Source organism: Campylobacter sp. JMF_11 EL3 (assembly GCF_027736965.1).
Taxonomy (GTDB): domain Bacteria; phylum Campylobacterota; class Campylobacteria; order Campylobacterales; family Campylobacteraceae; genus Campylobacter_B.
The window spans coordinates 95,321-118,095 of the sequence record NZ_JAOVTJ010000002.1 but is presented as its reverse complement, the minus strand read 5'-3'; the positions used below and the strand labels follow the sequence as shown (position 1 = coordinate 118,095).

The following is a 22,775-nucleotide window of genomic DNA, read 5'->3' as shown; positions in this document are numbered from 1 at the left end:
ATTTTGGCTCAAATTTGAGCCAAAATTTTAAAATTTAAAGCAAAACCTTACCCATACTACTACTTATAAAATCCACAAGAAACGGCATTATAGCGCACAAAACCGCACACAAAGCCACGGCGAAATTTATCGGCGCGCTACTTTGGCGCAGTGCGGCGCGAAATTTGGCCGAGCGAAAGTCCGCCTCGCACAAAAACATACACACGATTAAACGCAGATAATAATACAGCGCAATCGCGCTATTTACCGCCATTATCACAGCCAAGCCGTAAAATTCGCTCCTAATAGCAGAGCCTAGCAAATATAATTTGCCCCAAAACAGCCCAAACGGCGGAATCCCAGCGAGGCTAAGCATAAAAATAGCCAGAGCAATCGCGCGCAGTGGAAATGTGTGGATAAGGCCGTTAAATTTCTCGTATGGATACTCGAAACGGCTCCAAATTTCGTTACTTACGCCGTGCAAATCCCTTTTTTCTCTCGCGCTCCAAAGCACGGCAAATGCGCCTAAATTCGCCATTGCGTATAAAACCCAATAAAGAAAAAGGCTTAAATTTGCCTCCGTCGTGCCGATAACTATGGCGCAAAGCCCAAATCCAGCGTGGCTAATCGCGCTGTAAGATAGCATGCGTTTGACATCGTGCTGGACTAGCGCCATGACATTTGCCACGCTCATTGTAAGCACGGCGATTGCGTATAAAACCGAGTTAAGCCACGCTACGCCTATGTTTTGCAATGCTTCAAAAAGTCTAATGGCCACAATAAAGGCTGCGATTTTGGGCGCGACGGACATAAAACCACTAAGGGCTGAGCTAGCGCCCTCGTAAGCGTCCATAATCCATGTGTGAAATGGGATAAACGATAGCTTAAAGCCGATAGAAGCTATCATAAATGCACTTGCGCCAAACAGAGCCGCGCTCGTGCTAAGGCCTGAATTTTGCGCAATCATAGCGATTTGCGAAATTTCAAACGAGCCTGTGATTAAGAAAAATAGCGCCGCGCCAAATGCGTAAAATGCAGAACCCAGCGCGCCCATTACGAAGTATTTGAGCGCAGCCTCAGCAGAGCGCGCGCGGTTGTGCATGGCAATGAGTGTATAAAGTGCCAGCGATGAGGTTTCAAGTCCGACGAAAATCATCATTAAATTTTCGCTTGATACCATAAATTCATACCCTAAAATCATAAAAAGAAAAATAGCGAAAAACTCAGCTACGCTGTATTCATGCGCGCTTTTAGCCCCAAGGCTTAGCCAGATATAAAACACGCTACAACCCAAAATTATGAGGGTTGCAAGAATTGCTAGATTATCAACTAGCATAATATCGAAAAAGCCTCTTGCGCCGCCGCTGTATCCAAAAACGAAGCCAAAGTCCAAAATAAGGGCTAAAAGTGTGATTATGGCGTAGAAGTTTTGGGGTAATTTGCGCCCAAAAAGGCAAAGTGCTAAAATCAGTAGCGCAAACACGCACAAAATCGCCATTGGTACGATTACGGCTAAATTTAAAAGACTATTTTGCATTTATCACCGCCTTGAAATTTGCTTTTTCTATATAGTTTTTGGTGGCTAAATTTTGGGCGTTGTGCGCCATTAGAGCGATATTTTCGCTCACACTTGGCGAAATGCGGCTAAGCATAAAATTTGGCGCGACACCTAGGAAAATGCACAAAACACAAATCGGAACAATGCTTGAAATTTCGCTAAATTTCAAATCTTTTAAGCTTTTGTTTTGTTCGACGCAAATTTTGCCAAAAAATGTTTTTTTGTATAAATTTAGGCTATAAATCGCCCCCATAATTATGCCAAAACCGCCAAGCATGGCATACGAAAAGCTGATTTTATAAATGCCAAGCAAGCTTAAAAACTCGCCCACAAATCCAATCGTAAGCGGAAGTCCAATCCCGCTAAATAAAACCACGCCAAAGCAAAAGGCATAAACTGGCATAATTTCGGCAAGTCCGCCAAACTCGCTTAGCAGCTTTGTGTGGCGTCTATCATAGATAAATCCCACAAGCATAAAAAGCCCGCCAGAGGTGATTCCGTGGCTAATCATCAAAAATATCGCCCCGCTAATGCCCTCGCTTCCAAGCGAGAAAATGCCTAGTATTATCACGCCCATGTGAGCGATAGAGCTGTAAGCGACGACTTGTTTTATGTCTTTTTGCGCAAATGCGATGAAGCTAGTATAAATCACCATAATTATCGCTAAAACGCACATTAAAGGGGCGAAATGCACGCACGCATCAGGGAAAAGCGGCAACGAAAATCGCACGAAGCCGTAAGTTCCCATTTTTAGCAAAACAGCCGCTAGCAAAACAGAGCCGATTGTAGGGGCCTGTCCGTGCGCGTAAGGTAGCCAAGTGTGAAATGGAAACATCGGTGTTTTTATCGCAAAAGCAATTCCAAAAGCCAAAAATAGCAAATTTTGCGCATTTATTGGCAAATTTAGCCCCTGCCACGCGATGAGATTAAAGCTTAGTTCGCCCGTGGATTTGTAGTATAAATACGCCATTGCGATTAGCCCCACGAGCAAAAACATAGAGCCAAAAAATGTGTAGATAAAAAATTTCACCCCAGCATAAATCCTGCGTCCGCTTCCCCACGCGCCGATGATATAGAGCATTGGGATAAGAGAGAGTTCCCAAAATATATAAAACAATATCGCATCAAGCGCGACAAATACCCCAATCATCGTCATTTCTAAAAACAAAACCGAGATGATTAAATTTTTAACCCTCTCCCTTATGCTTAGGCTAATTAGGGCCAAAAATGTCATTAGCGTGCTTAAAATCACCAAAAATAGGCTAATCCCATCTACGCCGATAAAATAGCTTATCCCATACGCGCTAATTATGCTAGCCGAGGTGCTAAACGAGGTCCCGCCCTCGTAAAAAGCCAGCAAAAAGAGCGAAAGTGCAAATTCTATCAGGCTCATCATCACAGCATAAGTTTTTATGCTTCGCTCATCGATAAAAACCCCAAGCGCCCCAGCGACGGCTGGGAAAAATATAATTAAACTTAAAAAATGCTCCATAATCTACCTTAAATCAAAAATACTAAAACCAAAAGTACAAAAAAGCCAAAAATCATCAATCTCAAATTTGCGCCCAAATTTGTCCCGTCGTTTGCGCCTTGGAGCGTAAAGCCCATTTTTAGTAGCGCTTTTGCGATTAGATCTACAATGCTATCAATGATCGCGCTATCTATTTTGGCGCAAATTTGGCTTATTATTTTATAGCTTCCTACTATGAAAATGTCGTAAAATTGCGGTATGAAATACTGCGCGCTTAAAATTTTGTAAATTTCAGAATTTTTCAAATTTGGGCTAAATTTTGCGTTTTTATACGCAAAAATTGTAGCGATTGCCACAAGGCTAATAGCACCTAGCGTCAAAGTGATTAGCAAAATTTCGGTGTTGTGCGAAATTTCATTATGAAAGCTTGGCAAGACATAGCCCACAAAGCCGTAAAACTCAGGCGCAAAAAAGCCAGAAATTATGGCTAAAACCGCCAAAACGCTCATTGCAAGCAGAGCATAAGACTTCGCCTCGTGCGGGTGGTGGTCGTATTTTTTCTCGCCAAAAAAGACAAGCATTAAAAGCCTAAAACTATAAAATGTAGTCAAAATCGCGCCAAAAAACAAAACCGCCCAGATAAAGTGAGCCCCGCTAGCAAAGGCAGTTTCTAAAATTTTATCCTTTGAGAAAAAGCCAGAAAATGGATAAAACCCGCAAAGTGCTAGCGAACCGATACTCATAAGCGCAAGGCTAGGCTTCATAAATTTAGCCAGCGCGCCCATTTTTTGGATATTTAGTTTGCCCGCCATAGCGTGCATTACATTTCCAGCCCCAAGGAAAAGAAGCGATTTAAAAAACGCATGAGTTACAAGGTGAAAAAGCGCGATAGCATACGCCCCAAGCCCTGCTGCTACGAACATATAGCCAAGTTGCGAGAGCGTAGAGTAGGCTATGATTTTTTTAAGATCATTATGCACGCACGCCATTGACGCGGCAAAAATTGCTACAAATGCCCCAAGATAGGTGATAGCTTGCGCCACATCAGGGGCGAGCGCAAAGATAGAATTTGCCCTAATCACTAAATAAACACCAGCCGTAACCATAGTCGCAGCGTGGATTAGCGCAGAAACCGGCGTCGGTCCCGCCATAGCGTCAGCTAGCCATGTGTGAAATGGAAACTGCGCGCTTTTGCCCATAGCACCGATGAAAAGCAAGGCAGCAATGAGCGCAAGTGCGCCCCTATCGGCACTGCTAGCGTTTGCTAGGACATCATCATAGGCAAATGAGCCGAAATTTAGATAAATCGCAAAAATTCCAAGTAGCATGGCAAGGTCGGCTACGCGGTTCATGATAAAGGCTTCGTTCGCGCACCAGCTGTTATTATCCCTATCGTGCCAAAAGCCGATTAGTAGCCACGAGCAAAGCCCCACGCCCTCCCAGCCGATAAAAAGCCCGATAAAGTTATCGCTTAGCACTAAAACTAGCATTGAAAAGACAAAAAGCCCAAGGTAAGCGAAAAATTTGGCAAAGCCCGGGTCTTTTTGCATATAATAAATCGAATAAATATGCACCACAGAGCTTACAATCCCCACGGTAATCGCCATAATCGTGCTAAGAGCGTCAATCATCACGCCGTATTTTATGTTTAGTTCGCCCACGCTTATGAAATTTGCTAGCGCGATGTCCATACCGCCGTTTTGCAGGACAAATTCCACTAGCCACAGCGAAGCGATTGTGCCAAGCACTATTAGGCACGAGCAGATGACGCCTACGAATAATTTATCCCTAAATTTGATAAAAATCCCAGCGAAAATCGCCGAAACTAGCGGGGCGAAAAGCGCGATTAATAGCCAAAAAAACATAGTATCAAGCATTTTTTTCTCCGCGTGGAATTTTAAAATTTACAAAACTATCTATTTCGATACTGCCTGTTTTTTTATACCACAAAATCAAAAGCGCTAACCCCACGGCAATCTCGCTAGCAGCAATTGCGATGATAAAAAGGGCAAAAATTTCGCCATTTAAATTTTGGTGAAATTTAGCGATTGCCACAAGGGCTAAATTTGCCGAATTTAGCAAAATTTCGGTTGAGAAAAATAGCATTATTAAATTTTGTCTTTTCATAACCCCCACAAGCCCCAAAACAAACATAAGACTTGCCACGATTAAATAGTGATTTAGGCTCATGCTTCCTCCTTTATCGCGCTCTCTTCGTAGCTTTGGCAAATATCCATTTGTTTGTGAGTTAGCACGATGGCGCAAATCATCGCCACAAGTAGCATTATGGCGACCACCTCGAAAATCAGCAAATATTTCGTAAAAAGCAGAGTCCCGATAGCTTGGATATTGTCGCTATTTGGGATTTTAAGGCTTGGCGCGTCATTTGCGATGAGCGCACCTGAGATGATTAGCACTAGCAAAAGCGCGATAAAAACGGCTAAGGTGTAGAAAATTTTGGCATGTTTTGCGCTCTCTTTAACATTTTTGCTAGCGTCAAAAAACATAAGCGAAAATCCATACAGCACCATTACAGCGCCCGTATAGACTATGATTTGCACTACGCCTAAAAATTCAGCCCCAAGCAAAAAGAAAAATCCGCTTAAAAATATCATGCCACCAGCTAGCGCGCTCATAGCATAAAGCAAATTTCGCGAAAACACGCTCACGCTAAAAAGCCCCAAGGTAAGGATTGCGAAAAAATAAAACGCAAAAGCCTCTATCATAAGCTCTCCTTTTCATCGCTAAAATACGCAGTAGGCGTGCGCTTCACGCGCGCTCCTGCGTCCGCGTCCAAGCTTCCATAGCCCTCGAATTCTTTATTTGATTCTACCAAGCACAAATCCTCGCCCCTGCTTAAAAAATCCTCTTTAAATCCATAATACGCCCGCTGTTCGCTTGCTAGCTCGTATTCGCTACCATGCACGATTGCGATTTCTGGGCAGACATCAGCGCACAGCCCACAATACACGCACCTGCCTAAATTTATGGAGTAGTTTTCGACCTTTTTGCGTCCGTCGCTTCCAAGGCTAGTTTGCATGGCAATGCAGTTTGAGACGCAGATTTTTTCGCACAGCCCACAGCCTATGCAACGCTCATTTCCGCTTTCTAGCAGTCTCATTAGCCTATGCACACCACGATACCTTAATCCTAAATCAAATTTTTCTTGCGGATAGATTAGGGTGTGTGTATTGCCACGGGCAAGCATTTGGCGAAGCACGACCCAAAGCCCTACAAAAAGCTCGCCTCTAAATGTGCGAATTAAAAATTCTCTAAATTTGTCTTTGTTATTTAAAAGTGGTTTTCGTTTGTCGATTTCTTTGTAAATTCCCATAATCTTTCCTATAAAATCACAATGCCAGTGATTAAAATGCTAAGTAGCGCTAGTGGCATGCAAACCTTCCAACAAAGCGCCATTAGCTGGTCTGGGCGCAGGTGCGGAAATGCTGCTCTGCTCCATAAAAACAAAAAGAAGAAAAAGCCCGCTTTAAGGGCTATCATCACCCAGCCAGGAATAAACCAAAAGCTATTGTATCCGCCAAAAAATATGAGCGAGATTACGATAGAGTAGGTTATCATATTGGCGTATTCGCCGATGAAAAACATACCGCCCCTTAGCCCAGAATACGCTGTGCTAGCCCCTGCTAAAAGCTCGGTTTCGTTCTCGGTAAGGCAAAGTGGCGTGCGGTTACACTCCACAAACGAAGCGATTAAAAATAGCGCGAAGCATACTGGCTCTTTCCACACGAACCACTTTTCAATCCCGCCACTTTGGGTATTTACGATATCAATTAGCGAGAGTGAGCCCACAATCATAATAATCGGAATTAGGCTTAAAGCATTAATAACCTCAAAGCTAATTAGCTGCAAAAAGGCGCGAAATGAGCCGATTAGGCCGTATTTATTATAGCTTGCCAAACCTCCGATCACTAGCCCATAAACGCCAGCAGCACTAGCTCCAAGCAAAAACAAAAGCGCGACATTTATATCAGCGATAATCGGGCGAATAGTGTGCCCAAAAAGGCTAAATTCGGGCAAAAGTGGCACCACGCTAATAGCCACAAGCGCAGCGGCAGCTGAGATAATCGGCGAAATTTTATAAAGAAACTTATTTGCATGCGTTGGAATCGTATCTTCCTTGGTGATTAGTTTAATCATATCGGCTACGACTTGAAGCACGCCAGCAGGCCCCACGATAGCAGGACCTAAGCGGCGCTGCATATAGGCGATGACCTTGCGCTCGATATATGTCGCAAAGCCCGCCATTGTGGCGATTAGAGCGATGATGATTAGACATTTAGCGAAGGTAAATGCGAAATTTAGGGCAAACTCACTCATTATTGCCTCCGATTTTTTCGATTTTTACGGCCTTGTAGCGCGAATTTACAAAAATATCTTGCGTAGGGATTTTTGCGTCGAAATACGGCAAATAAATTCCGCAAAATTCATTGTCAAATTTGACTTTGACTACGATTTTTTCGCCCTCGCACTCGATTTTTACCATATCGTTATTAGCTAAATTTAGCTCTTTTGCAATGCTTGGGTGCATAAATATCGCGCCACTTTCGCCAAGAGCTGCGCTAATGCCAGTAAAGGCGTTAAACTGGTGAAGCGGGTTTGCTTCATAGATTAAAATTTCGCTATTTTTAGCGCAAATCTCATCTGAAACAAAAATGTCAAATTTATCAGCATTTGGCGAAATTTGGCGGTTTTGCAGAGTGTATCCGCGGTGATTTTCCCCGCAGTTGTCGTAAAAATTCTCTAAATCATCAAATTTGATTTTTTCGAAATACTCGCCCAAATTTGGCGTGTATGAAATCGCAAAAATGGCATTAATGCCAAGGGCGTTTGCGATATCGTTTAGCTCGTATCCGTCGTATGCCAATGCCGCATTTGTCGGCACTACGCGCTTGTCATAGTTAGTGAAGGTGCCCTCTTGCTGTACTAGGCTAGGCGCGTGTAAATCCGCTTCGCTCACGCCAAATTTAAAATCGCCGTCCTCGTTGTATCCTAAAATCTCGCCAGCTCCATTCTTGCTAAGGTTGCAGATTAGCGCCACGCCAAGGCTGTTTGTGCGAGGCGGTATGATTAAGACGCTAAAATTCGTGTATCGCTCAATCATGCCAAGCAATTTCGCAAGGGTGTCAGAGTGCGGATGTTTGATAAAATCCTCGCCGATGATTAGGGCGGGATTTTGGGCGTTTTGGCAAATTTCGCGGAGGGCGTTTTCGTCTAAATTTAGGTTTTTTACGAAATTTGAAACTTTATTTTCGCCTGAAATTTCAAAATTTACGCCCAGTTTTTTATCCAGCCACTCTGGCATTTGCGCGCCAAAATTTTGCAAAATCCATAGCAGAATTTGCGCTTCCAAACCCGCCTTGTGCTGGCATGAGATGAGATTTTTGCCAAATGCGTCTAGCCCGCTATCACGCACGGCGTGAAAATACAGAGCGTGCGATTTTCGCACTTTTAGGGCGTTATTTAGCGCGTAAGCCAAATTCGGCGCGTCCGAGCGCAAAAAACTGCCCGCACACACGATAAAATCGCTATTTCGCACGGCTTGTTCGCTCCCGCTGTATAATTTCATACCGCTATATTCGCTAAAATTTCGCAAAAAATCTTGATATCTTTTGGCCTCAAAATTTATCAAATTTAGGTCAAATTTTTCGCGCAAAAGCTCTAAAATTCGCGCTTCCTCGTTTGTAATGAAGCTGTTAAATTTGATATTTTTTATCGCGCCAGTTTTTATTTTTTCTACAATTTCATTAAATTTGGCTTCATTTTTAACCGCGTTTTCGTTTGAAAAATCCCAGCCAAAGCGCGCCCCAGCGTGAAGAGGGGCAAAATTTATATCGCTACTTACGCGGTAAATTTTCTCTTTTGGCTCGGAAATTGAAGTGCGTTTTACCTCGTAAAAAAGCAGTTCGCAATCGCTCGTGTGCGGGTTGGAGGCTGGTATTTTGCGAAGCTCCCAAGCATTTGAGCTGTATTTAAACGCACTCACGCTTAGTGCGCCAGTAGGGCATGCGGCCGCGCACTCGCCGTAATTTACGCAATCATCATCATCGCTAACGCGCGCGATTAGGCTTTTTTGCATTTTATTTAGCACGGCGTAGGCGTCTTTTGGCATGGAATCTTTTAAATTTGGACTTAGTGGCTCGCTCTGGCGCGCTACTAGCTTGAAAGCCTCGAATCCAAGGCGATCTTTGGCGGTTTTTATGCAGCGTTCGCACACAATGCAAAGGCTAGGATCGTAGCTCAAAAACCCCCAATCCTCTACCTTTTTCGCGCTATCAACCACGGCGAAGGATTGAGTGCTAACGCGCATTTGCTGGGTTAGGTTTTGCAATTCGCACTCGCCACTTTTATCGCATACACCGCACTCTAATGGGTGATTTATACAATAAACCTGCATTATGGCGTTGCGCTCTTTGCTTAAATTTGGCGAGTTTGTGATCACGCTCATGCCATCTTTTGCCTTGGCGTTACAGCTATATACTACCTTTTCATCGGCTTCGACCATACACAGCCTGCACGCTAGCGTGGGCGACGCGCCATGCAAGTAGCATAGAGTCGGGATATAAATCCCGTTTTCGCGCGCGATTTCTAAAATGCTCTGCCCTTCGCTAAATTCGCAAATTTGCCCGTCAATTGTAATTTTTGCCATTAAACCCTGCTTATTTTGGCTATTTCGAAGTCATAGCCACTGAAATTTTCTCCCCCAAAACCAAGTCTTGCGACCGTGCCTTTTAAATTTGCGTCTAACTCAAATTTGCGTTTTACGCTAAAATTTGGCGTGCTTATCTCGCACATATCGCCGTCTTTGATCTTTGCGACCATGCTAAAATACGCCCCACCGACGAATTTATCATCGAGGCTGTGTTTGAAAACCACGGCGCCGTCGAAGTTTTCAAGCTCTTTTAGCTCGGTTAATTCCTGCTTTTGCGGGCAAAATTCCTCGCCATTTAGGCGCAAAATTTTAAATTTATACTCATCTTGCAAAAGCGATAAAAATGTTTGGATATTTTCTTTGTCGCTGTGAGTGTCGATAAGAGCGTCATCTATAATGAGGATTTCGCAACCACTCAAAAATTCGCTCAAAACCTCGATTTCCTCGTCTCCGACATTGCTCTCTGCACTCATAAACGCATCGTCCAAATCCTCAAAAAACGCCTTTTGCGTGGCGCTCAAATTTGGCAAACTCATACACAAAAGCGCCAAAACATAGCCCTGTGCGCCAATTTCGCATTTGATTAAATTTTCATAGCCCTCATCTTGCAGGGCAGAAAGGGTTAAAATTTCATCATCTTTAAATTTTCCCCATAAATTTGGTGCTTGCAATCTTAGCAACGAAGCGCAATTTAGTATTTTCATTTTTTTCCTTTTCTAGCGACTATTATCCAGTCGGCTTGGTTGTATCTAAGTGAGTTTAAAAGTGTCGAATTTAGCCCTTCCACGAGGTTTGCACTGGCTTTGATTTGGTCGAATTCGCCCATTTCAAAGATAAAAATCATAGTCTCGTTTGGGGCAGAGTTTTTCAAAATTTCCCCCATGCGGTTTAGGAAATTTCCCCGTAAATGGCGCAAATCGTATCGCCTCATCGATCCACCTCGCCAAGAAGTATGTTTGAACTACCGATTATCGCGGCTGCGTCGGCTAGGTAGTGGCCTGGCAGTATCTCTTCATACAGCGCGCAGTGCCAAAAGCTAGGTGTGCGCACTTTGAGCCGATACGGGCGCGAATCACCTGTGGAGTAAATGTAGTATCCAAGCTCGCCCTTTGGGGTCTCGGTAGCGTGATAAATCTCGCCAGCAGGGGGTTTTAGCCCTTGTGTAATTAGGACAAAATGTTGCATTAGCGAGTAGTTTTGCGTCATAATCTGCTCTTTGCTAGGGCTTACAAATTCCGGATTATCGGCTAAAATTCCAGCTGGCGAGCTTTTATACAGCCCCGCACACTGGCGCAAAATTTTAAGACTTTCCTTCATTTCAGCGATATAGCATTTATACCTAGCGTAGCAATCCCCAGCGTTCGCGTAAGGCACATCGAAGTCTAGCTCATCGTAGATGAGATAAGGCTCCTCTTTTCTGATATCCCATTTATGCCCACTTGCCCTTAGCATGACGCCAGAACAGCCCAAATTTAGGGCGTCTTCTTTGGAGATTACACCGACATCTTGGGTGCGCAAAAGCCAAATTCTATTATTATCTAGTAAATCTTCAAATTCTTTAATATCATTTGGAAAATCATCGCAAAAGCCAAGCATTTCCTCGCACCAAAGCTCAGGCAAATCCACAAAAACGCCACCGATTTTTATACTATTGTGCGTTAGCCTTGCGCCGCAGTATTTTTCTATGAGATCCAATACATGCTCGCGCGAGCGAAAGCAGTATAAAAACACGCTCATAGCCCCGATATCTAGGGCGTGCGTGCCCAAAAAAAGCAGGTGAGAGCTAATGCGATTTAGCTCTAATAAAATCGTGCGAATAATCTGCGCTCTGCGTGGCACCTCGATACCACATAGCTTCTCCACAGTAGCGCAAAATCCGTAGTTATTCGCGCTTGCTGCGATATAATCCATGCGATCAGTTACTGGCACAAATTCGCTATAAATCATATTTTCTGCCATTTTTTCCACGCCTCGGTGCATGAAGCCAACCTCTGGGCGTGCGCGCACGATTAGCTCGCCATCGAGTTCCAAGACTAATTTTAGCTGACCATGCGCGCTAGGGTGTTGGGGGCCGAAATTTAGTATCATATTGCCTCCAACGCGCGTAAATTCGGCATTTTCGAAAAATGGTCTAAGTTTGGTTGGTTTTTGCATTATTTTCTCTCTGTTATGATTTTGTGTGCGCCGCGTTTGGCCTTTTTGATGAAGCGCACTCCGCTAGGTTCTTGGTATTCTTGCGCGCTAGCTTTGCTCGGTCTAGCCTCGCCGTAAGGGGTTTCGTGATTTATGCGCGAGAAATTAAATGTATCTTTGTCATCAACCATAGCCGAATCGCGGTTTTCCTCGCCGATTAATTCTCTATTTTCGCGCCCGAAAATTTTATCCACCTCATACCATTTGGCAAATTCGTCGCCTTGGAGCGGATATGATTTCAAAAGTGGGTGGCCAAACCAGTCATTTGGCATTAAAATTCGCCCTAAATTTGGGTGGCCCGCAATCCATACCCCCATCATATCGTATAATTCACGCTCCGCCCAGTTCGCGCTTTTAAAAATACCTGTCGCGCTTGGCAGATACTCGCCGGTTTTTACGAAGCATTTTGTTCTCATACGGCGCGCTCTGTGTATGTCAAGCAACTGATAAAAGACCTCGATTCCGCCACTTTTAGCTATGAAATCAACCCCGCTTAGCTCGCATAAAATTTCATATCCTAGCTCTTTGCATGCTTGAAGCACAGGCAAAATTTCATCTTTTTGCGTGTAAATTACAAGGGTGTCAAATTCGACATAAGCGTTTAAAATTTCAAATTTGGCTAAATTTGATAAATTTTCAAAATCATCGCTAAATTTGGAATTTTTCGGGTCAAATTTTTCGCTTTTTTTGGGGACGAAAAATCTATCGTTGTAGTAGTTTTTCGCGCTTTTATCGCCTTTTGGTGTGTATTTTCTCATCAAATCAGCCTTTTTGGTTTTTGCGTTCTACATGCTCTTTCGCGGCGGATTTTTTTCTGCAAAATCATCAGCGCAAACTGCAATGTCTCTGGTCTGGGCGCACAGCCCGGCAGATAGATATCCACAGGCACCACTCTATCGCAGCCCTGAACCGTGGCGTATGTGTTAAACATACCACCTGTATTGGCGCAAGAACCCATTGAAATCACCCATTTCGGCTCAGGCATCGCGTCATATAGTCTGCGGGTGAATTCGGCGTGTTTTTTCGTAAGCGTGCCTGCGATTATCATCACATCGGCTTGTTTGGCTGAGGCGCGAAAAATCGTCCCAAACCTGTCGAAATCATACCTGCCAGCGCGCCCGCGGCCATCATCTCTATCGCGCAACACGCTAGCCCATAGGTCATAGCCCACAGTGAATTTGACCTGCCCCAATTTATCAGCTTATCGGCAGTGGTAAGCACGATAGGAAGGCCATTTTCTTTGGTGTAGTCTATTTTGTGCTCTGCCATGAAAGCGCTCCTTTTTTCCACGCATAAACAAATCCCACGCCAAGCAATGCGATGAATAAAATCATCTCGGCAAATCCAAACGCGCCTAAGAGTTTGAAATTCACCGCCCACGGAAACATAAAGATAATCTCAACATCAAAAAGTATAAACAAAACCGCGACTATGTAAAAGTGTGAATTTATCGAATTTGGCTGTTTTACGGCCTCTGGGCCTGCTTCGTAAAAATCATTTTTCAATCTCTCATCATTGCGATTGGCGAGTTTTTTACTGATAATCGAGCTTAATTTTACGGTGAGTGAAAACACGCAAAACGCCAAAATAAACATAATAAAAATGCCTAAATATGACGAATCGTTTGGAAGTCTTGACATTTTTTACCTTAAATTTGAAAATTTGGCTTAATTTTATCATTTTATGATTTATAAAATCTTACTTTGCGTTTTAAATAAGCTTTTTCATAAAAATTTAAGAAAAAAGATAAAAAATGTCAATATAAATTTTGCCCCTGTTTTTTAGTTTTTTTTAAATGGATAAAGGGTAGAATTGAAAGGTTATTTTTAAATTTTTGGGGATAAATTTTGAAAACACAAAAAATCAACCTCCTTTTAATCGGCATAACTCTTGGCGCACTGATTTATTTTTTTATTTGGGGTTTTGGATTTATAGGAAATGCTAATAAACTAATCTTCGTAATCTCCGTATTTTTGGGCGTTTTTATGGCGTTTAACATCGGCGGAAACGATGTGGCAAATAGCTTTGGCACAAGCGTGGGAAGCGGGACGCTGACTATCACGCAAGCCCTTTGTATCGCGGCTGTGTTTGAAGCAAGTGGCGCAATCATCGCTGGTGGTGAGGTTACGGCGTCGATTAGAAGCGGGATTATCGATTTTGGCGGCTCTCACATACACCCGAGCGATTTTATTTATATTATGATGAGTGCGCTTTTTGCGGCTGGGGCGTGGCTGCTTTTCGCTAGCAAGCACGGACTTCCAGTTTCGACCACACACGCGATTGTAGGCGGAATTGTCGGCTCTGGCGTAACGCTTGGATTTTTGATGAATAATCCTGAAATTTCAGCTCTATCTTTGGTGCAATGGGGCAAAATCGGCAAAATCGCCAGCTCATGGGTGCTATCGCCACTTCTTGGGGGACTCATTTCGTATGGGGTGTTTTGGCTGATTAAGCACTATATTTTGGATTATAACAAATACGCCCAAATTCGCATTGACCGCATAAAACGCGAAAAAAAGGCACTTCGCAAACTACATAAAAAAACATTTGAAACGCTCGATGATATCCAAAAAATTGCCTACGCAGAGGCTGTCAATCACGATATTTACGCTATGAAAGACCCTGATTTTGATCCGAGCGAGCTAGATAGCGATTATTATAAAAAAATCGTAAATTTGGATAGGAAAAAAGAGGGCTTAAAATCGCATAGAGCGCTAGAATTTGGAATTCCAGCCGTGGCAGGGATTGGTGCGTTTGTAATCTCATCAATGCTGATTTTTAAGGGACTTCAAAATTTAGATTTAGGGCTAAGCGATATTCACAACTACCTAATTATCGGCATGGTTACGGTGGTAACTTGGCTTTTGATGTTTATTTTCGCCAAGACTTTGCGCAGGTCCGATCTGCATAAATCGACATTTTTGATGTTTAGTTGGTTGCAGGTCTTAACAGCGTGCGGATTTGCCTTTTCGCACGGCTCGAACGATATCGCAAACGCCGTAGGGCCGTTTGCTGCGATACTTGATACGCTTGCGAGTGGTTCGATTAACGGCGATAGCCCTGTGCCGCCGCAAATCATGGTAATGTTCGCCGTAGCGCTTATCGTGGGGCTTTGGTTTGTAGGAAAAGAGGTAATCGCCACCGTGGGGACGAATCTGACCGAGATACACCCTGCCTCTGGATTTAGCGCGGAGCTAGCTAGCGCAATCGTAGTCATGGTAGCCTCTGTGCTAGGGCTTCCGATTTCATCGACGCATGTGCTAATCGGCGCGATTTTGGGAATCGGCGTGGTCAATGGCAACACAAACTGGTCTTTGATGAAGCCAATAGGGCTAGCGTGGATTATCACACTTCCTGCCTCATCGCTTTTAGCCGCGGTGATGTTTATAGTTTTAAGGCATGTGATTTAAATTTTAAATTTGGCGTTACGAGAAATGCGAAGCATTTTAGTTAAATAAAGCCAGCTAAATTTAGAAAAACGAAGTTTTTCTAAATTTAGCCACCTTGTAAAGCGTCGTCGGGGGTTGGGGGATTGTAAGGGGGAAGGGGCGCGACCTCGCAATTCAAGCCCCCTTCCCCCTTACGAGAAAAGCACGGCGCAATCTAAAATTTAAAAAAAATCGTTCAATGCTAAATTTAGGTTGAAATTTGAATTTAAACTTCCCTAGATTGCTTCGAATTTGCTACGCAAATTCTCGCAATGACAGCGAATTTGTAAATTTGGAATTTTTATTTCGTAGATTGCTTCGGCGTTATCACGCCTCGCAATGACACAAAATTTTACACTCATAGCTTGCGCCACATTTTTTACAATGACAGATTTGGTGTCAAATTTAGCCGTTTTTACCCAAAAATTCTAAAATTTCTCTCTCTAAAATTTCGCTTGGGGCGTGTATTTTGCCCTCAAACTGCGATTTGTTAAATGTGCGCTGGCGTTTGGCGAGTTGGCGCGTGTGGATTGTGATGAGCTCCTCGCAACTAGCCCTTGAAATCTCGCCCCGCAAATACTGGCCGCACTCCTTCAAACCCACGCAGGATAGGGATTTGCACTCATATCCATATCGCTCAAACAAAAATTTCGCCTCATCTAAAATTCCTGCTTCAAACATTTTTTTGGTTCGAAGTGCGATTCGCTCGTTGATTTTGTCCTTTTCGCGCAAAATTTCAAAAATTTTGAGATTTTTTATCACGGGCTGGGCTGTATTTGCTCGCAAAAATTCGCTTGGAACCTCCTTTGTAGCGACATAAATGCTATACCATTTGCGCAGTCTAAATGTATCAAATGCGCTAAATTTGGCGCAAAACTCTCTATCAATTTTTTGCGCAAGCGCGAAAATTTCGCTATTTTGCGGGAAAGATTTGGCGTCTTGGATTTTGGGTGCAAGGCCTGAGAGCATGGATTTTAGGTAAAATCCGCTTCCGCCTGTGATGATGAGTGGAATTTGCGATTGCGCGGCGTATTCGCGCGCTTTTTCGTATTCTTTGATAAACTCGCCCACGCTAAAATATTCGTTTGGTTCTATCAAATTTATCCCAAAATACGGCACCTGCGCTAGCTCGTCTTTGTTAGGTTTTGCGCTAGCGATGTCGATTAGCTTATAGACACAAAGTGCGTCGAGGCTTAAAATCACAGCGCCTGTTTTTAGGGCGATTTTGTGCGCTAAATCCGTCTTTCCGCTGGCTGTCGTGCCGATGAGTGCAAGTTGTAAAATTTCGCTCAAATTTTGCCTTTTATTAAATTTTGGGGCTAATTTTAGCAAATTTAAGATAGAAAAATTTAATTATAAATAGATTTTTTGCCAAATTTTTGCTAAAATACCGCCCGAAATAAGGGAATTTATGGAAAAATTTAAACAAATTTTAAAAGATATCAACGAATTAATAGTTTTCAAACACTCGGTTTTTGCCCTGCCGTTTATTTTCGTGGCGATGATAACAGCCTCAAAGGCGCAAAACGGCTCAATGTGGTTTGGTTTTGGACTTTTTGTTTTGGGTATTTTGTGCGCCGTGAGTGCTAGAAGCTTCGCAATGGCCGTAAATCGCTATTTGGACGAAGAGATTGACCGAAACAACCCTCGTTGCGCTTCTCGCCCAAGTGTCGATGGGCGCATAGGTCGCAAAAATATGCTAGCTTTCATCGCGGTAAATGCCGTGATTTTCGTGGTTGTAGCCTATTTTATCAATAGCCTTGCCTTTGGGCTTAGCGTGCCGATTTTGATCGCGCTTGGCTCGTATTCGTATTTCAAGCGATTTAGCGAAACTGCGCATTTAATGCTAGGTCTTTGCCTAGGCCTTGCGCCGATTGCCGGAAATATCGCAGTAACAGGCGCGATTTCGATTTGGTCTGTGGTGCTGTGTCTGGGCGTGGTGTTTTGGGTAAGTGGATTTGATGTGCTCTACTCGCTCCAAGATATGGAGTATGACAGGCAAAATGGGCTATTTAGCATACCGTCGCGTTATGGCAAAGAGGCTTCGATGTTTATTTCAAAGCTTTTTCATGCAATTTGTGTGATTTTTTGGTTTTTATACTGCGCGCTGGCAAATTTAGGCACATTTGCCTATATCGGCGTGGCTGTGTGTGCGCTGATTTTATACAAAGAGCATAAAATCGTCGAAAAAGATTTTAGCAAAATCGATAGAGCGTTTTTTACTTTAAACGGATATTTGGGTATTATATTCTTTATATTTGTTTGGATAAGTTTGTTTTAAGGAGACAAAGTGGATTTAAATATGCTTATTATTTTGGGACTTTGTGTAGTTATAGTTTTGATTTTAATCGTTATGTTTATCAAGGACAAACAGACAGATAAAAAATTCGAACGCTTCGATCAGGTCATCACCGATAGCATGCAAGAAAACTATATGTTAAAGAAAAAGCTCGAAGAGCTTCATGCTATGGTTGAAAATGGAGGCAATGGCGTAGCCAGCCTAGATATCAATGCAGTCGCTGATGTCATCGATGAGGTGATCGAGCAAAGACTAAGCGGGGTTTCATCTTTGGTCGATACTAGGGTCGAGGCGCAAATCCGCCCGCTTTTGGAGCAGTTAAAAGAGTTACTAGTAAGCGTGAAAAAATAAACCAATCAATATAAAAATAAAATTTTGCAAAAAGAATTTTATTTATATATAATCGCTGAAATTTAGAAATTTAAGGTTTATAATGCTAATCGACAAATTTGGTAGAAATATTAATTATTTGCGAATTTCAGTTACCCAAAAGTGTAATTTCAGGTGCCGTTACTGCATGCCAAACACCCCATTTGAGTGGGTGCCTAGGGAAAATCTTCTAAGCTTTGAGGAGATGTTTAGCTTCGTCAAGGTCGCAATCGATAAGGGCATAGAAAAGATTCGTATCACAGGTGGCGAGCCACTAATCAGGCGCGATATCGCAAAATTTGTCAAAATGATAAGCGATTATGCGCCCGGCATTGATTTGGCCCTTACCACAAACGGATATTATCTCAAAAATTACGCCAAAGATTTAGCTGAGGCTGAGCTAAAACGCATAAATATGTCGCTTGACTCACTTCGCCCAGAGCGCGCCAAATACATCGCTCAAAAGGGTGTTTTATACAATGTCTTAGAAGGGCTTGAAGCAGCGCTGGAAGTGGGGCTAAAAGTCAAACTAAATACCGTCGTTTTGCGCGGGATTAACGATGATGAAATTTGCCATTTAATCGAATTTGCCAGAGAAAAAGGGGTGCAAATTCGCTTTATAGAGTTTATGGAAAACACTCACGCGCAAAATTTAAAAGGCGTGAAATCAAATGAAATTTTAAAAATCATCGGTGAAAAATACCAAATTTCACCACTTCAAAAGCAAGCCACCTCCCCAGCTTCGCTTTATGCGTTAGATGACGGCTACACTTTTGGCATAATTGATCCGCACAAACACGATTTTTGCGCTAGTTGCAATAGGCTAAGACTTAGCGCAGAGGGGCATTTGATACCGTGTTTGTATTTTGAGGACGCCCTAAGCATAAAAGAGGCTGTGCGCGCCGGCGACATCGCAAAAGCTAGCGAAATTTTAGCGCAGGTCTTAGAAAACAAACCAGAAAAAAATCGCTGGGAAATCGGCGCTCAAAACGAAATTTCAAGCCGTGCATTTTACCAAACCGGTGGTTGAGATTGCGCCTAGTAGAGAGCTTTTTAAGTATCCAAGGCGAGGGCAAATACTCAGGCAGACTTGCGCTGTTTATGCGCTTTGCAGGGTGCAATCTAAAATGCGCTGGATTTGGTGTGAGCGCTCACTCCCCTAAAACTAGCGAAATTTTGGTTGGGTGCGATACGATTCGCGCGGTGCAGACGGGGCATTTTGAGAGTGAAGAAGTAATTTCGGCGAAGTATTTAATAGAAAAAATCAATGGCGAAATTTCAAATGCAAATTCGCAAAAACCCATTATAATCATTACTGGTGGCGAGCCACTTTTGCATCACAAAAACGAAATTTTTATCGAATTTATCCAAAATTTACAAAGGTTAAATTTCGAGGTGCATTTCGAAACAAACGGCACGATTTTAATCGATTTTGAAAAGTTTGCGTTTTACAAAGATTGCGTTTTTGCTATCTCGCCGAAGCTTTCAAATTCGGGCGAACCGCGCGAAAAACGGCTAAATTTCGAGGCTTTAAAAGCGATTAAGAAAAATGCAAAAGATAGTTTTTATAAATTTGTAATTTCGCGCGAATTTGACGCCAAAGCTGAAATTTGCGAAATTTTAGCAGAGTGCGAAAACGAGGTTTTTTGTATGCCTCTTGGCGCAAATAAGGCGGAGTTGGAGCAAAACGCAGAATTTGTCGCTAAATTTTGCATAAAAAATGGTTATAATTACTCCGATAGAGCGCATATTAGAATTTGGAACGATAAGGAAAGTGTATGATAATCAGAAAAATGTATGAGTTTGAAAACGCCCATATAGTGCGCTTTTGCGGGTCGCAAAGGTGCAGACAGAGTATCCATGGGCACTCTTATAAATGCGAGGTTTTGCTTAGCTCAAATTACCTTGATAATGCTGGCATGGTCTATGATTTTGGCTATATGAAGCTTGGGATTAGGGATATAATCGATAGTTTCGACCATGCTACGACGATATTTTCTGGCGAGAGCGACGAATACAAAAACGATTTGAAAAAATACAGCGCGCGCTGGATAGAGATCCCGCAAAATGCGAGCGCGGAGCAGTTCGCGAGAATATTTTTTATCTTAATTCGCAGACTTTTAGAACTAAGCGAAATGAAAAACGGCGAGCGCGAAGTAAGGCTTCATAGCGTTATCGTGCATGAGACTTCCACGGGCTATGCGCAGTGCTTCGAAGAAGACGCCGATAACGAAAATATGGGCAAAATCGAGCTAGAAGAGATTAAATTTTCCCCAGGTGTAATGGCTGAGTGGAGGGATAAAAAAATGTTTGAAAAGCTCGTAAATGGCGTAAAATTTAGCTACGAAAAGGATTGCTAATGAGAGCGAAAATTTTGGGTATTTTTGCGGTTTTAGCACTTTTTACGGGGTGCAAAGAAGAGGAAGAAAAGGTGCTAGAAAAGCCGCCTGTATCTAGCGAGGTGCCTAGTGATGTGAGCATCGCAAACCCTGACCCGCTCCCGCAAATTAACCCGCAACTCCCGCCAGAACCAGTGGTAGAGTAATGGAGTATATGTTTGCTAGCGCGCTAGGCTTTCATAAATTTTTCGCCTTTGTCTTTGGCGCGCTTACGATTGTGTATTTTGCTCTAACGCGCCTTAAAATCGATAAAAACATTACATTTTATACTTTAAACGAGGCTGTGAAAAACGGCATCGTGAAATTTCCTGCTTTGCGAAATTTAAGGGGGATAAAAGCGCGCAAAAAGCTTTTTAACGGGCGAAAATATTTAGCTAGAATTCGTAAATTTTTGCCCGTGTATTACGCTGTTTTGGCAGCGATTGTAACAACTGGGGCTGTAATGTTGCCAGTAATGGCTAGCGTGAGTGTGAGTGTGGGGCTAATGTGCGTGGGCGCAGTGTGCATAATGGGGCTGTGCGCGGTGGGATACAAACGCCTTAAACGCGCATTTTTGGGGCAAAAATTTGAAATTTACCGCGCGCAAATAGCTAAAATTTTGGGCGCAATTTTTGCGATAATTTTGATAGTGAGTTTTATATAATGGTATTTTTTTATGATAAAAACGCAGGAAGCGAAATTTTGGAAATTTCGGGCGAAAATTTTTCGCATTTAAAGGCTAGACGCCTTAGCGTGGGCGATAGAGTGGATTTTAGAAATTTGCGCGATGAGAGAAATTATATCTATGAAATCACTGAAATTTCGCGCAAAACCGCGGTAGCGAATTTGGTTTTTAAAAACTCAGTCATCGCGCCAAAGCACGAATTTTGCCTTGCTTGGGCGGTGGTCGAGCCAAGCGTAATCGAAAAAACACTTCCTAGCCTAAATGAAATGGGCGTGGCAAAAATCATTTTTGTTTATAGCGATTTTTCGCAAAAAAATGTTAGGCTGGATTTGGAGCGCATGGGGCGAATTTTGATAAATTCGTCGTGTCAGTGCGGGCGAAATTCTATCATAGAGCTTGAAATTTTATCTAGCTCTGACGAGCTTTTGGCTAAATATCCAAATTCGGTTTTGATTGACTTTGAGGGCAAAAGTTTGGAGATTTTTGATAAAAATGAGATTCCTTTTATAGGACCTGAGGGTGGATTTTCCGAAAATGAACGCAAAAAATTTAGCAAATCTTACGAGCTAAATTTACCATATATTTTACGCTCAAACACCGCGATAATGACTGCTTGCGCAAGGCTTATTTTCTAAAAAAGTCAAATTTGATTTTTTAAAAATTTTATTGTATAATCGCGACCTTTTAAAATTTGCAAGGAGTTAAAATGAAAAAAGATATTCACCCAAATTATGTTGAAACAACCGTAACTTGCGCTTGTGGCAACACTTTTAAAACACGCTCGAACAAAGAAGAAATCCGTGTAGATATCTGCTCAAACTGCCACCCATTTTTCACAGGTAGCGAAAAAATCGTAGATAGCGCGGGTCGTGTTGAGAAATTTAAACAAAAATACGGAATGAAATAATTGCTTTATTTCGTTCCTACGCCGATAGGAAATCTCGCTGACATTTCAACCCATGCCCTTGAAATACTCACCAAATGCGAGATTTTTATCTGCGAGGACACAAGATTTAGTAAAAAACTTCTAAACTTACTTAGCGAAAAATATCAGATAAATTTCACTCCAAAAGAGTTTTATTCGCTTCACACGCACAACGAAAGCGAATTTTTCGCCAAATTTGACATCTCAAATTTCACTCAAAAAAATTGCGCATTTTTAAGCGACGCTGGCATGCCTTGCATTAGCGATCCAGGGATTGCGCTTGTGAAATTTGCCCAAAATAACGGCATCGAATACGAAATTTTAAGCGGGGCAAACGCGCTTTTGCTCGCAGTTGCGGCTAGCGGGATAGTGGAAAAGGAATTTTGCTTTTTAGGTTTTTTGCCAAATACTGGCAAAGAGCGCAAAATCGCCATAGAAAACATGCTCAAAAATCCCTATCCATGCGTGATTTACGAATCGCCAAAGCGGATTTTAAGTCTTGTTTGCGGTATCGAAAATTTAGATGAAAATCGTCAAATTTTTGCCATAAAAGAGGCGAGTAAAAAGTTTGAAACCAAATTTTTTGGCAGCGCAAAAGAGCTAGCCCTCACCCTAAAAACCGCGAATTTAAACGGCGAGTGGGCTGTGGTGGTAGCTGGCGCAAAAGAGGCAAATTTCGAAAAAATTAGCGAAAATGACATCAAAAGCCTTGAAATTTCGCCCAAAATCAAGGCAAAATTGCTTGCCAAAATCACCGGAAAATCTGTCAAAGAAATCTACAACGATTTAATAAAATAAGGCATCTCTTAACCATTTTTTG

Annotated in this window: 26 protein-coding genes and 1 pseudogene; 11 read left to right on the top strand and 16 right to left on the bottom strand. The window is 42.6% G+C overall.

Annotation, left to right across the window (positions count from 1 at the left end; genetic code table 11):
* Positions 1-34 precede the first annotated feature (34 nt).
* From nuoN to OFN67_RS04065, 14 genes and pseudogenes are all read right to left on the bottom strand, one after another.
* On the bottom strand, positions 35-1,516 hold the full coding sequence (nuoN, locus tag OFN67_RS04130; RefSeq protein ID WP_270868492.1) for an NADH-quinone oxidoreductase subunit NuoN: 1,482 nt from the start codon (positions 1,514-1,516) through the stop codon (positions 35-37).
* Positions 1,506-3,029 (bottom strand): NADH-quinone oxidoreductase subunit M, encoded by a 1,524-nt coding sequence (locus OFN67_RS04125; protein WP_270868491.1) that lies wholly within the window; start codon positions 3,027-3,029, stop codon positions 1,506-1,508. The genes nuoN and OFN67_RS04125 overlap by 11 nt, the downstream gene beginning before the upstream one ends.
* Before the next feature lie 8 nt (positions 3,030-3,037).
* Positions 3,038-4,885 carry an NADH-quinone oxidoreductase subunit L gene (nuoL, locus tag OFN67_RS04120; protein ID WP_270868490.1) on the bottom strand — a complete coding sequence of 616 codons (1,848 nt, stop codon included), beginning with the start codon at positions 4,883-4,885 and terminating at the stop codon, positions 3,038-3,040.
* Positions 4,878-5,198: an NADH-quinone oxidoreductase subunit NuoK gene (gene nuoK / locus OFN67_RS04115; protein WP_270858447.1), complete on the bottom strand. Its 321-nt coding sequence runs from the start codon at positions 5,196-5,198 to the stop codon at positions 4,878-4,880. Before nuoK ends, nuoL begins: the two co-directional genes overlap by 8 nt.
* Positions 5,195-5,734 (bottom strand): NADH-quinone oxidoreductase subunit J, encoded by a 540-nt coding sequence (locus tag OFN67_RS04110; protein ID WP_270862936.1) that lies wholly within the window; start codon positions 5,732-5,734, stop codon positions 5,195-5,197. Before OFN67_RS04110 ends, nuoK begins: the two co-directional genes overlap by 4 nt.
* Positions 5,731-6,345: an NADH-quinone oxidoreductase subunit NuoI gene (nuoI, locus tag OFN67_RS04105; protein WP_443101025.1), complete on the bottom strand. Its 615-nt coding sequence runs from the start codon at positions 6,343-6,345 to the stop codon at positions 5,731-5,733. The genes OFN67_RS04110 and nuoI overlap by 4 nt, the downstream gene beginning before the upstream one ends.
* Positions 6,346-6,350: 5 nt before the next feature.
* On the bottom strand, positions 6,351-7,346 hold the full coding sequence (nuoH, locus tag OFN67_RS04100) for an NADH-quinone oxidoreductase subunit NuoH (protein WP_270858444.1): 996 nt from the start codon (positions 7,344-7,346) through the stop codon (positions 6,351-6,353).
* On the bottom strand, positions 7,339-9,675 hold the full coding sequence (locus tag OFN67_RS04095) for an NADH-quinone oxidoreductase subunit G (protein ID WP_270868488.1): 2,337 nt from the start codon (positions 9,673-9,675) through the stop codon (positions 7,339-7,341). The genes nuoH and OFN67_RS04095 overlap by 8 nt, the downstream gene beginning before the upstream one ends.
* Entirely contained in the window at positions 9,675-10,382 is a 708-nt protein-coding gene (locus tag OFN67_RS04090) for a hypothetical protein (RefSeq protein WP_270868487.1), read from the bottom strand. Before OFN67_RS04090 ends, OFN67_RS04095 begins: the two co-directional genes overlap by 1 nt.
* Positions 10,379-10,609, bottom strand: a complete 231-nt coding sequence (locus OFN67_RS04085; protein ID WP_270868486.1) for an NADH-ubiquinone oxidoreductase subunit E family protein — start codon at positions 10,607-10,609, stop codon at positions 10,379-10,381. The genes OFN67_RS04090 and OFN67_RS04085 overlap by 4 nt, the downstream gene beginning before the upstream one ends.
* The gene (gene nuoD, locus OFN67_RS04080) at positions 10,606-11,832 is read right to left on the bottom strand and encodes an NADH dehydrogenase (quinone) subunit D (RefSeq protein ID WP_270868485.1); all 1,227 of its coding nucleotides are present in this window, start codon (positions 11,830-11,832) and stop codon (positions 10,606-10,608) included. The genes OFN67_RS04085 and nuoD overlap by 4 nt, the downstream gene beginning before the upstream one ends.
* On the bottom strand, positions 11,832-12,629 hold the full coding sequence (locus OFN67_RS04075) for an NADH-quinone oxidoreductase subunit C (protein ID WP_270868484.1): 798 nt from the start codon (positions 12,627-12,629) through the stop codon (positions 11,832-11,834). Before OFN67_RS04075 ends, nuoD begins: the two co-directional genes overlap by 1 nt.
* Positions 12,629-13,140, bottom strand: a pseudogene (locus OFN67_RS04070) (NuoB/complex I 20 kDa subunit family protein). Before OFN67_RS04070 ends, OFN67_RS04075 begins: the two are co-directional and overlap by 1 nt.
* The gene (locus OFN67_RS04065) at positions 13,122-13,511 is read right to left on the bottom strand and encodes an NAD(P)H-quinone oxidoreductase subunit 3 (protein WP_270864801.1); all 390 of its coding nucleotides are present in this window, start codon (positions 13,509-13,511) and stop codon (positions 13,122-13,124) included. Before OFN67_RS04065 ends, OFN67_RS04070 begins: the two are co-directional and overlap by 19 nt.
* Positions 13,512-13,718: 207 nt before the next feature.
* Here OFN67_RS04065 and OFN67_RS04060 point away from each other — a divergent pair, with 207 nt between their 5' ends.
* Positions 13,719-15,281, top strand: a complete 1,563-nt coding sequence (locus tag OFN67_RS04060) for an inorganic phosphate transporter (RefSeq protein WP_270862945.1) — start codon at positions 13,719-13,721, stop codon at positions 15,279-15,281.
* A gap of 254 nt (positions 15,282-15,535) precedes the next feature.
* On the opposite strand, the gene OFN67_RS04055 is transcribed toward OFN67_RS04060, so the two are convergent.
* Positions 15,536-15,661, bottom strand: coding sequence for a hypothetical protein (locus OFN67_RS04055; RefSeq protein WP_270868483.1), 126 nt, complete (start codon positions 15,659-15,661; stop codon positions 15,536-15,538).
* Positions 15,662-15,704: 43 nt separating this feature from the next.
* Complete coding sequence (miaA, locus tag OFN67_RS04050; RefSeq protein ID WP_270873980.1) at positions 15,705-16,583, bottom strand: tRNA (adenosine(37)-N6)-dimethylallyltransferase MiaA; 879 nt, start codon at positions 16,581-16,583, stop codon at positions 15,705-15,707.
* 127 nt (positions 16,584-16,710) lie between these two features.
* Here miaA and mqnP point away from each other — a divergent pair, with 127 nt between their 5' ends.
* The 10 genes from mqnP to rsmI all read left to right on the top strand — a co-directional run bounded on the left by mqnP (position 16,711) and on the right by rsmI (position 22,753).
* On the top strand, positions 16,711-17,580 hold the full coding sequence (gene mqnP, locus OFN67_RS04045) for a menaquinone biosynthesis prenyltransferase MqnP (protein ID WP_270873971.1): 870 nt from the start codon (positions 16,711-16,713) through the stop codon (positions 17,578-17,580).
* Positions 17,581-17,589: 9 nt separating this feature from the next.
* Entirely contained in the window at positions 17,590-17,949 is a 360-nt protein-coding gene (locus tag OFN67_RS04040) for a hypothetical protein (protein WP_270864803.1), read from the top strand.
* An 82-nt stretch (positions 17,950-18,031) separates the two neighbouring features.
* Positions 18,032-18,997, top strand: coding sequence for a GTP 3',8-cyclase MoaA (moaA, locus tag OFN67_RS04035; protein WP_270873970.1), 966 nt, complete (start codon positions 18,032-18,034; stop codon positions 18,995-18,997).
* A gap of 2 nt (positions 18,998-18,999) precedes the next feature.
* Positions 19,000-19,749, top strand: coding sequence for a 7-carboxy-7-deazaguanine synthase QueE (locus OFN67_RS04030; RefSeq protein WP_270873979.1), 750 nt, complete (start codon positions 19,000-19,002; stop codon positions 19,747-19,749).
* Entirely contained in the window at positions 19,746-20,327 is a 582-nt protein-coding gene (locus OFN67_RS04025; RefSeq protein ID WP_270858432.1) for a 6-pyruvoyl trahydropterin synthase family protein, read from the top strand. Before OFN67_RS04030 ends, OFN67_RS04025 begins: the two co-directional genes overlap by 4 nt.
* Positions 20,327-20,512 carry a hypothetical protein gene (locus OFN67_RS04020; protein WP_270858431.1) on the top strand — a complete coding sequence of 62 codons (186 nt, stop codon included), beginning with the start codon at positions 20,327-20,329 and terminating at the stop codon, positions 20,510-20,512. The genes OFN67_RS04025 and OFN67_RS04020 overlap by 1 nt, the downstream gene beginning before the upstream one ends.
* Entirely contained in the window at positions 20,512-21,009 is a 498-nt protein-coding gene (locus tag OFN67_RS04015) for a hypothetical protein (RefSeq protein ID WP_270873969.1), read from the top strand. The genes OFN67_RS04020 and OFN67_RS04015 overlap by 1 nt, the downstream gene beginning before the upstream one ends.
* The gene (locus OFN67_RS04010) at positions 21,009-21,665 is read left to right on the top strand and encodes a 16S rRNA (uracil(1498)-N(3))-methyltransferase (protein WP_270873968.1); all 657 of its coding nucleotides are present in this window, start codon (positions 21,009-21,011) and stop codon (positions 21,663-21,665) included. The genes OFN67_RS04015 and OFN67_RS04010 overlap by 1 nt, the downstream gene beginning before the upstream one ends.
* 71 nt (positions 21,666-21,736) lie before the next feature.
* Positions 21,737-21,937, top strand: coding sequence for a 50S ribosomal protein L31 (gene rpmE / locus OFN67_RS04005; RefSeq protein ID WP_270858428.1), 201 nt, complete (start codon positions 21,737-21,739; stop codon positions 21,935-21,937).
* Positions 21,938-22,753, top strand: a complete 816-nt coding sequence (rsmI, locus tag OFN67_RS04000; RefSeq protein WP_270868479.1) for a 16S rRNA (cytidine(1402)-2'-O)-methyltransferase — start codon at positions 21,938-21,940, stop codon at positions 22,751-22,753.
* Positions 22,754-22,775: the final 22 nt, after the last annotated feature.

What these genes read in the sequence shown, in the direction of transcription:
- OFN67_RS04125 (WP_270868491.1), bottom strand. Translation starts at nt 3,029, where the DNA reads ATGGAGCATTTTTTAAGTTTAATTATATTTTTCCCAGCCGTCGCTGGG.
- nuoH (WP_270858444.1), bottom strand. Translation starts at nt 7,346, where the DNA reads ATGAGTGAGTTTGCCCTAAATTTCGCATTTACCTTCGCTAAATGTCTA.
- OFN67_RS04065 (WP_270864801.1), bottom strand. Translation starts at nt 13,511, where the DNA reads ATGTCAAGACTTCCAAACGATTCGTCATATTTAGGCATTTTTATTATG.
- OFN67_RS04085 (WP_270868486.1), bottom strand. Translation starts at nt 10,609, where the DNA reads ATGAGGCGATACGATTTGCGCCATTTACGGGGAAATTTCCTAAACCGC.
- OFN67_RS04025 (WP_270858432.1), top strand. Translation starts at nt 19,746, where the DNA reads ATGATAATCAGAAAAATGTATGAGTTTGAAAACGCCCATATAGTGCGC.
- OFN67_RS04015 (WP_270873969.1), top strand. Translation starts at nt 20,512, where the DNA reads ATGGAGTATATGTTTGCTAGCGCGCTAGGCTTTCATAAATTTTTCGCC.
- OFN67_RS04095 (WP_270868488.1), bottom strand. Translation starts at nt 9,675, where the DNA reads ATGGCAAAAATTACAATTGACGGGCAAATTTGCGAATTTAGCGAAGGG.
- OFN67_RS04075 (WP_270868484.1), bottom strand. Translation starts at nt 12,629, where the DNA reads ATGAGAAAATACACACCAAAAGGCGATAAAAGCGCGAAAAACTACTAC.
- moaA (WP_270873970.1), top strand. Translation starts at nt 18,032, where the DNA reads ATGCTAATCGACAAATTTGGTAGAAATATTAATTATTTGCGAATTTCA.
- nuoN (WP_270868492.1), bottom strand. Translation starts at nt 1,516, where the DNA reads ATGCAAAATAGTCTTTTAAATTTAGCCGTAATCGTACCAATGGCGATT.
- OFN67_RS04020 (WP_270858431.1), top strand. Translation starts at nt 20,327, where the DNA reads ATGAGAGCGAAAATTTTGGGTATTTTTGCGGTTTTAGCACTTTTTACG.
- nuoL (WP_270868490.1), bottom strand. Translation starts at nt 4,885, where the DNA reads ATGCTTGATACTATGTTTTTTTGGCTATTAATCGCGCTTTTCGCCCCG.
- mqnP (WP_270873971.1), top strand. Translation starts at nt 16,711, where the DNA reads ATGGAAAAATTTAAACAAATTTTAAAAGATATCAACGAATTAATAGTT.
- nuoD (WP_270868485.1), bottom strand. Translation starts at nt 11,832, where the DNA reads ATGCAAAAACCAACCAAACTTAGACCATTTTTCGAAAATGCCGAATTT.
- OFN67_RS04110 (WP_270862936.1), bottom strand. Translation starts at nt 5,734, where the DNA reads ATGATAGAGGCTTTTGCGTTTTATTTTTTCGCAATCCTTACCTTGGGG.
- OFN67_RS04010 (WP_270873968.1), top strand. Translation starts at nt 21,009, where the DNA reads ATGGTATTTTTTTATGATAAAAACGCAGGAAGCGAAATTTTGGAAATT.
- OFN67_RS04055 (WP_270868483.1), bottom strand. Translation starts at nt 15,661, where the DNA reads ATGAGTGTAAAATTTTGTGTCATTGCGAGGCGTGATAACGCCGAAGCA.
- rpmE (WP_270858428.1), top strand. Translation starts at nt 21,737, where the DNA reads ATGAAAAAAGATATTCACCCAAATTATGTTGAAACAACCGTAACTTGC.
- OFN67_RS04090 (WP_270868487.1), bottom strand. Translation starts at nt 10,382, where the DNA reads ATGAAAATACTAAATTGCGCTTCGTTGCTAAGATTGCAAGCACCAAAT.
- nuoK (WP_270858447.1), bottom strand. Translation starts at nt 5,198, where the DNA reads ATGAGCCTAAATCACTATTTAATCGTGGCAAGTCTTATGTTTGTTTTG.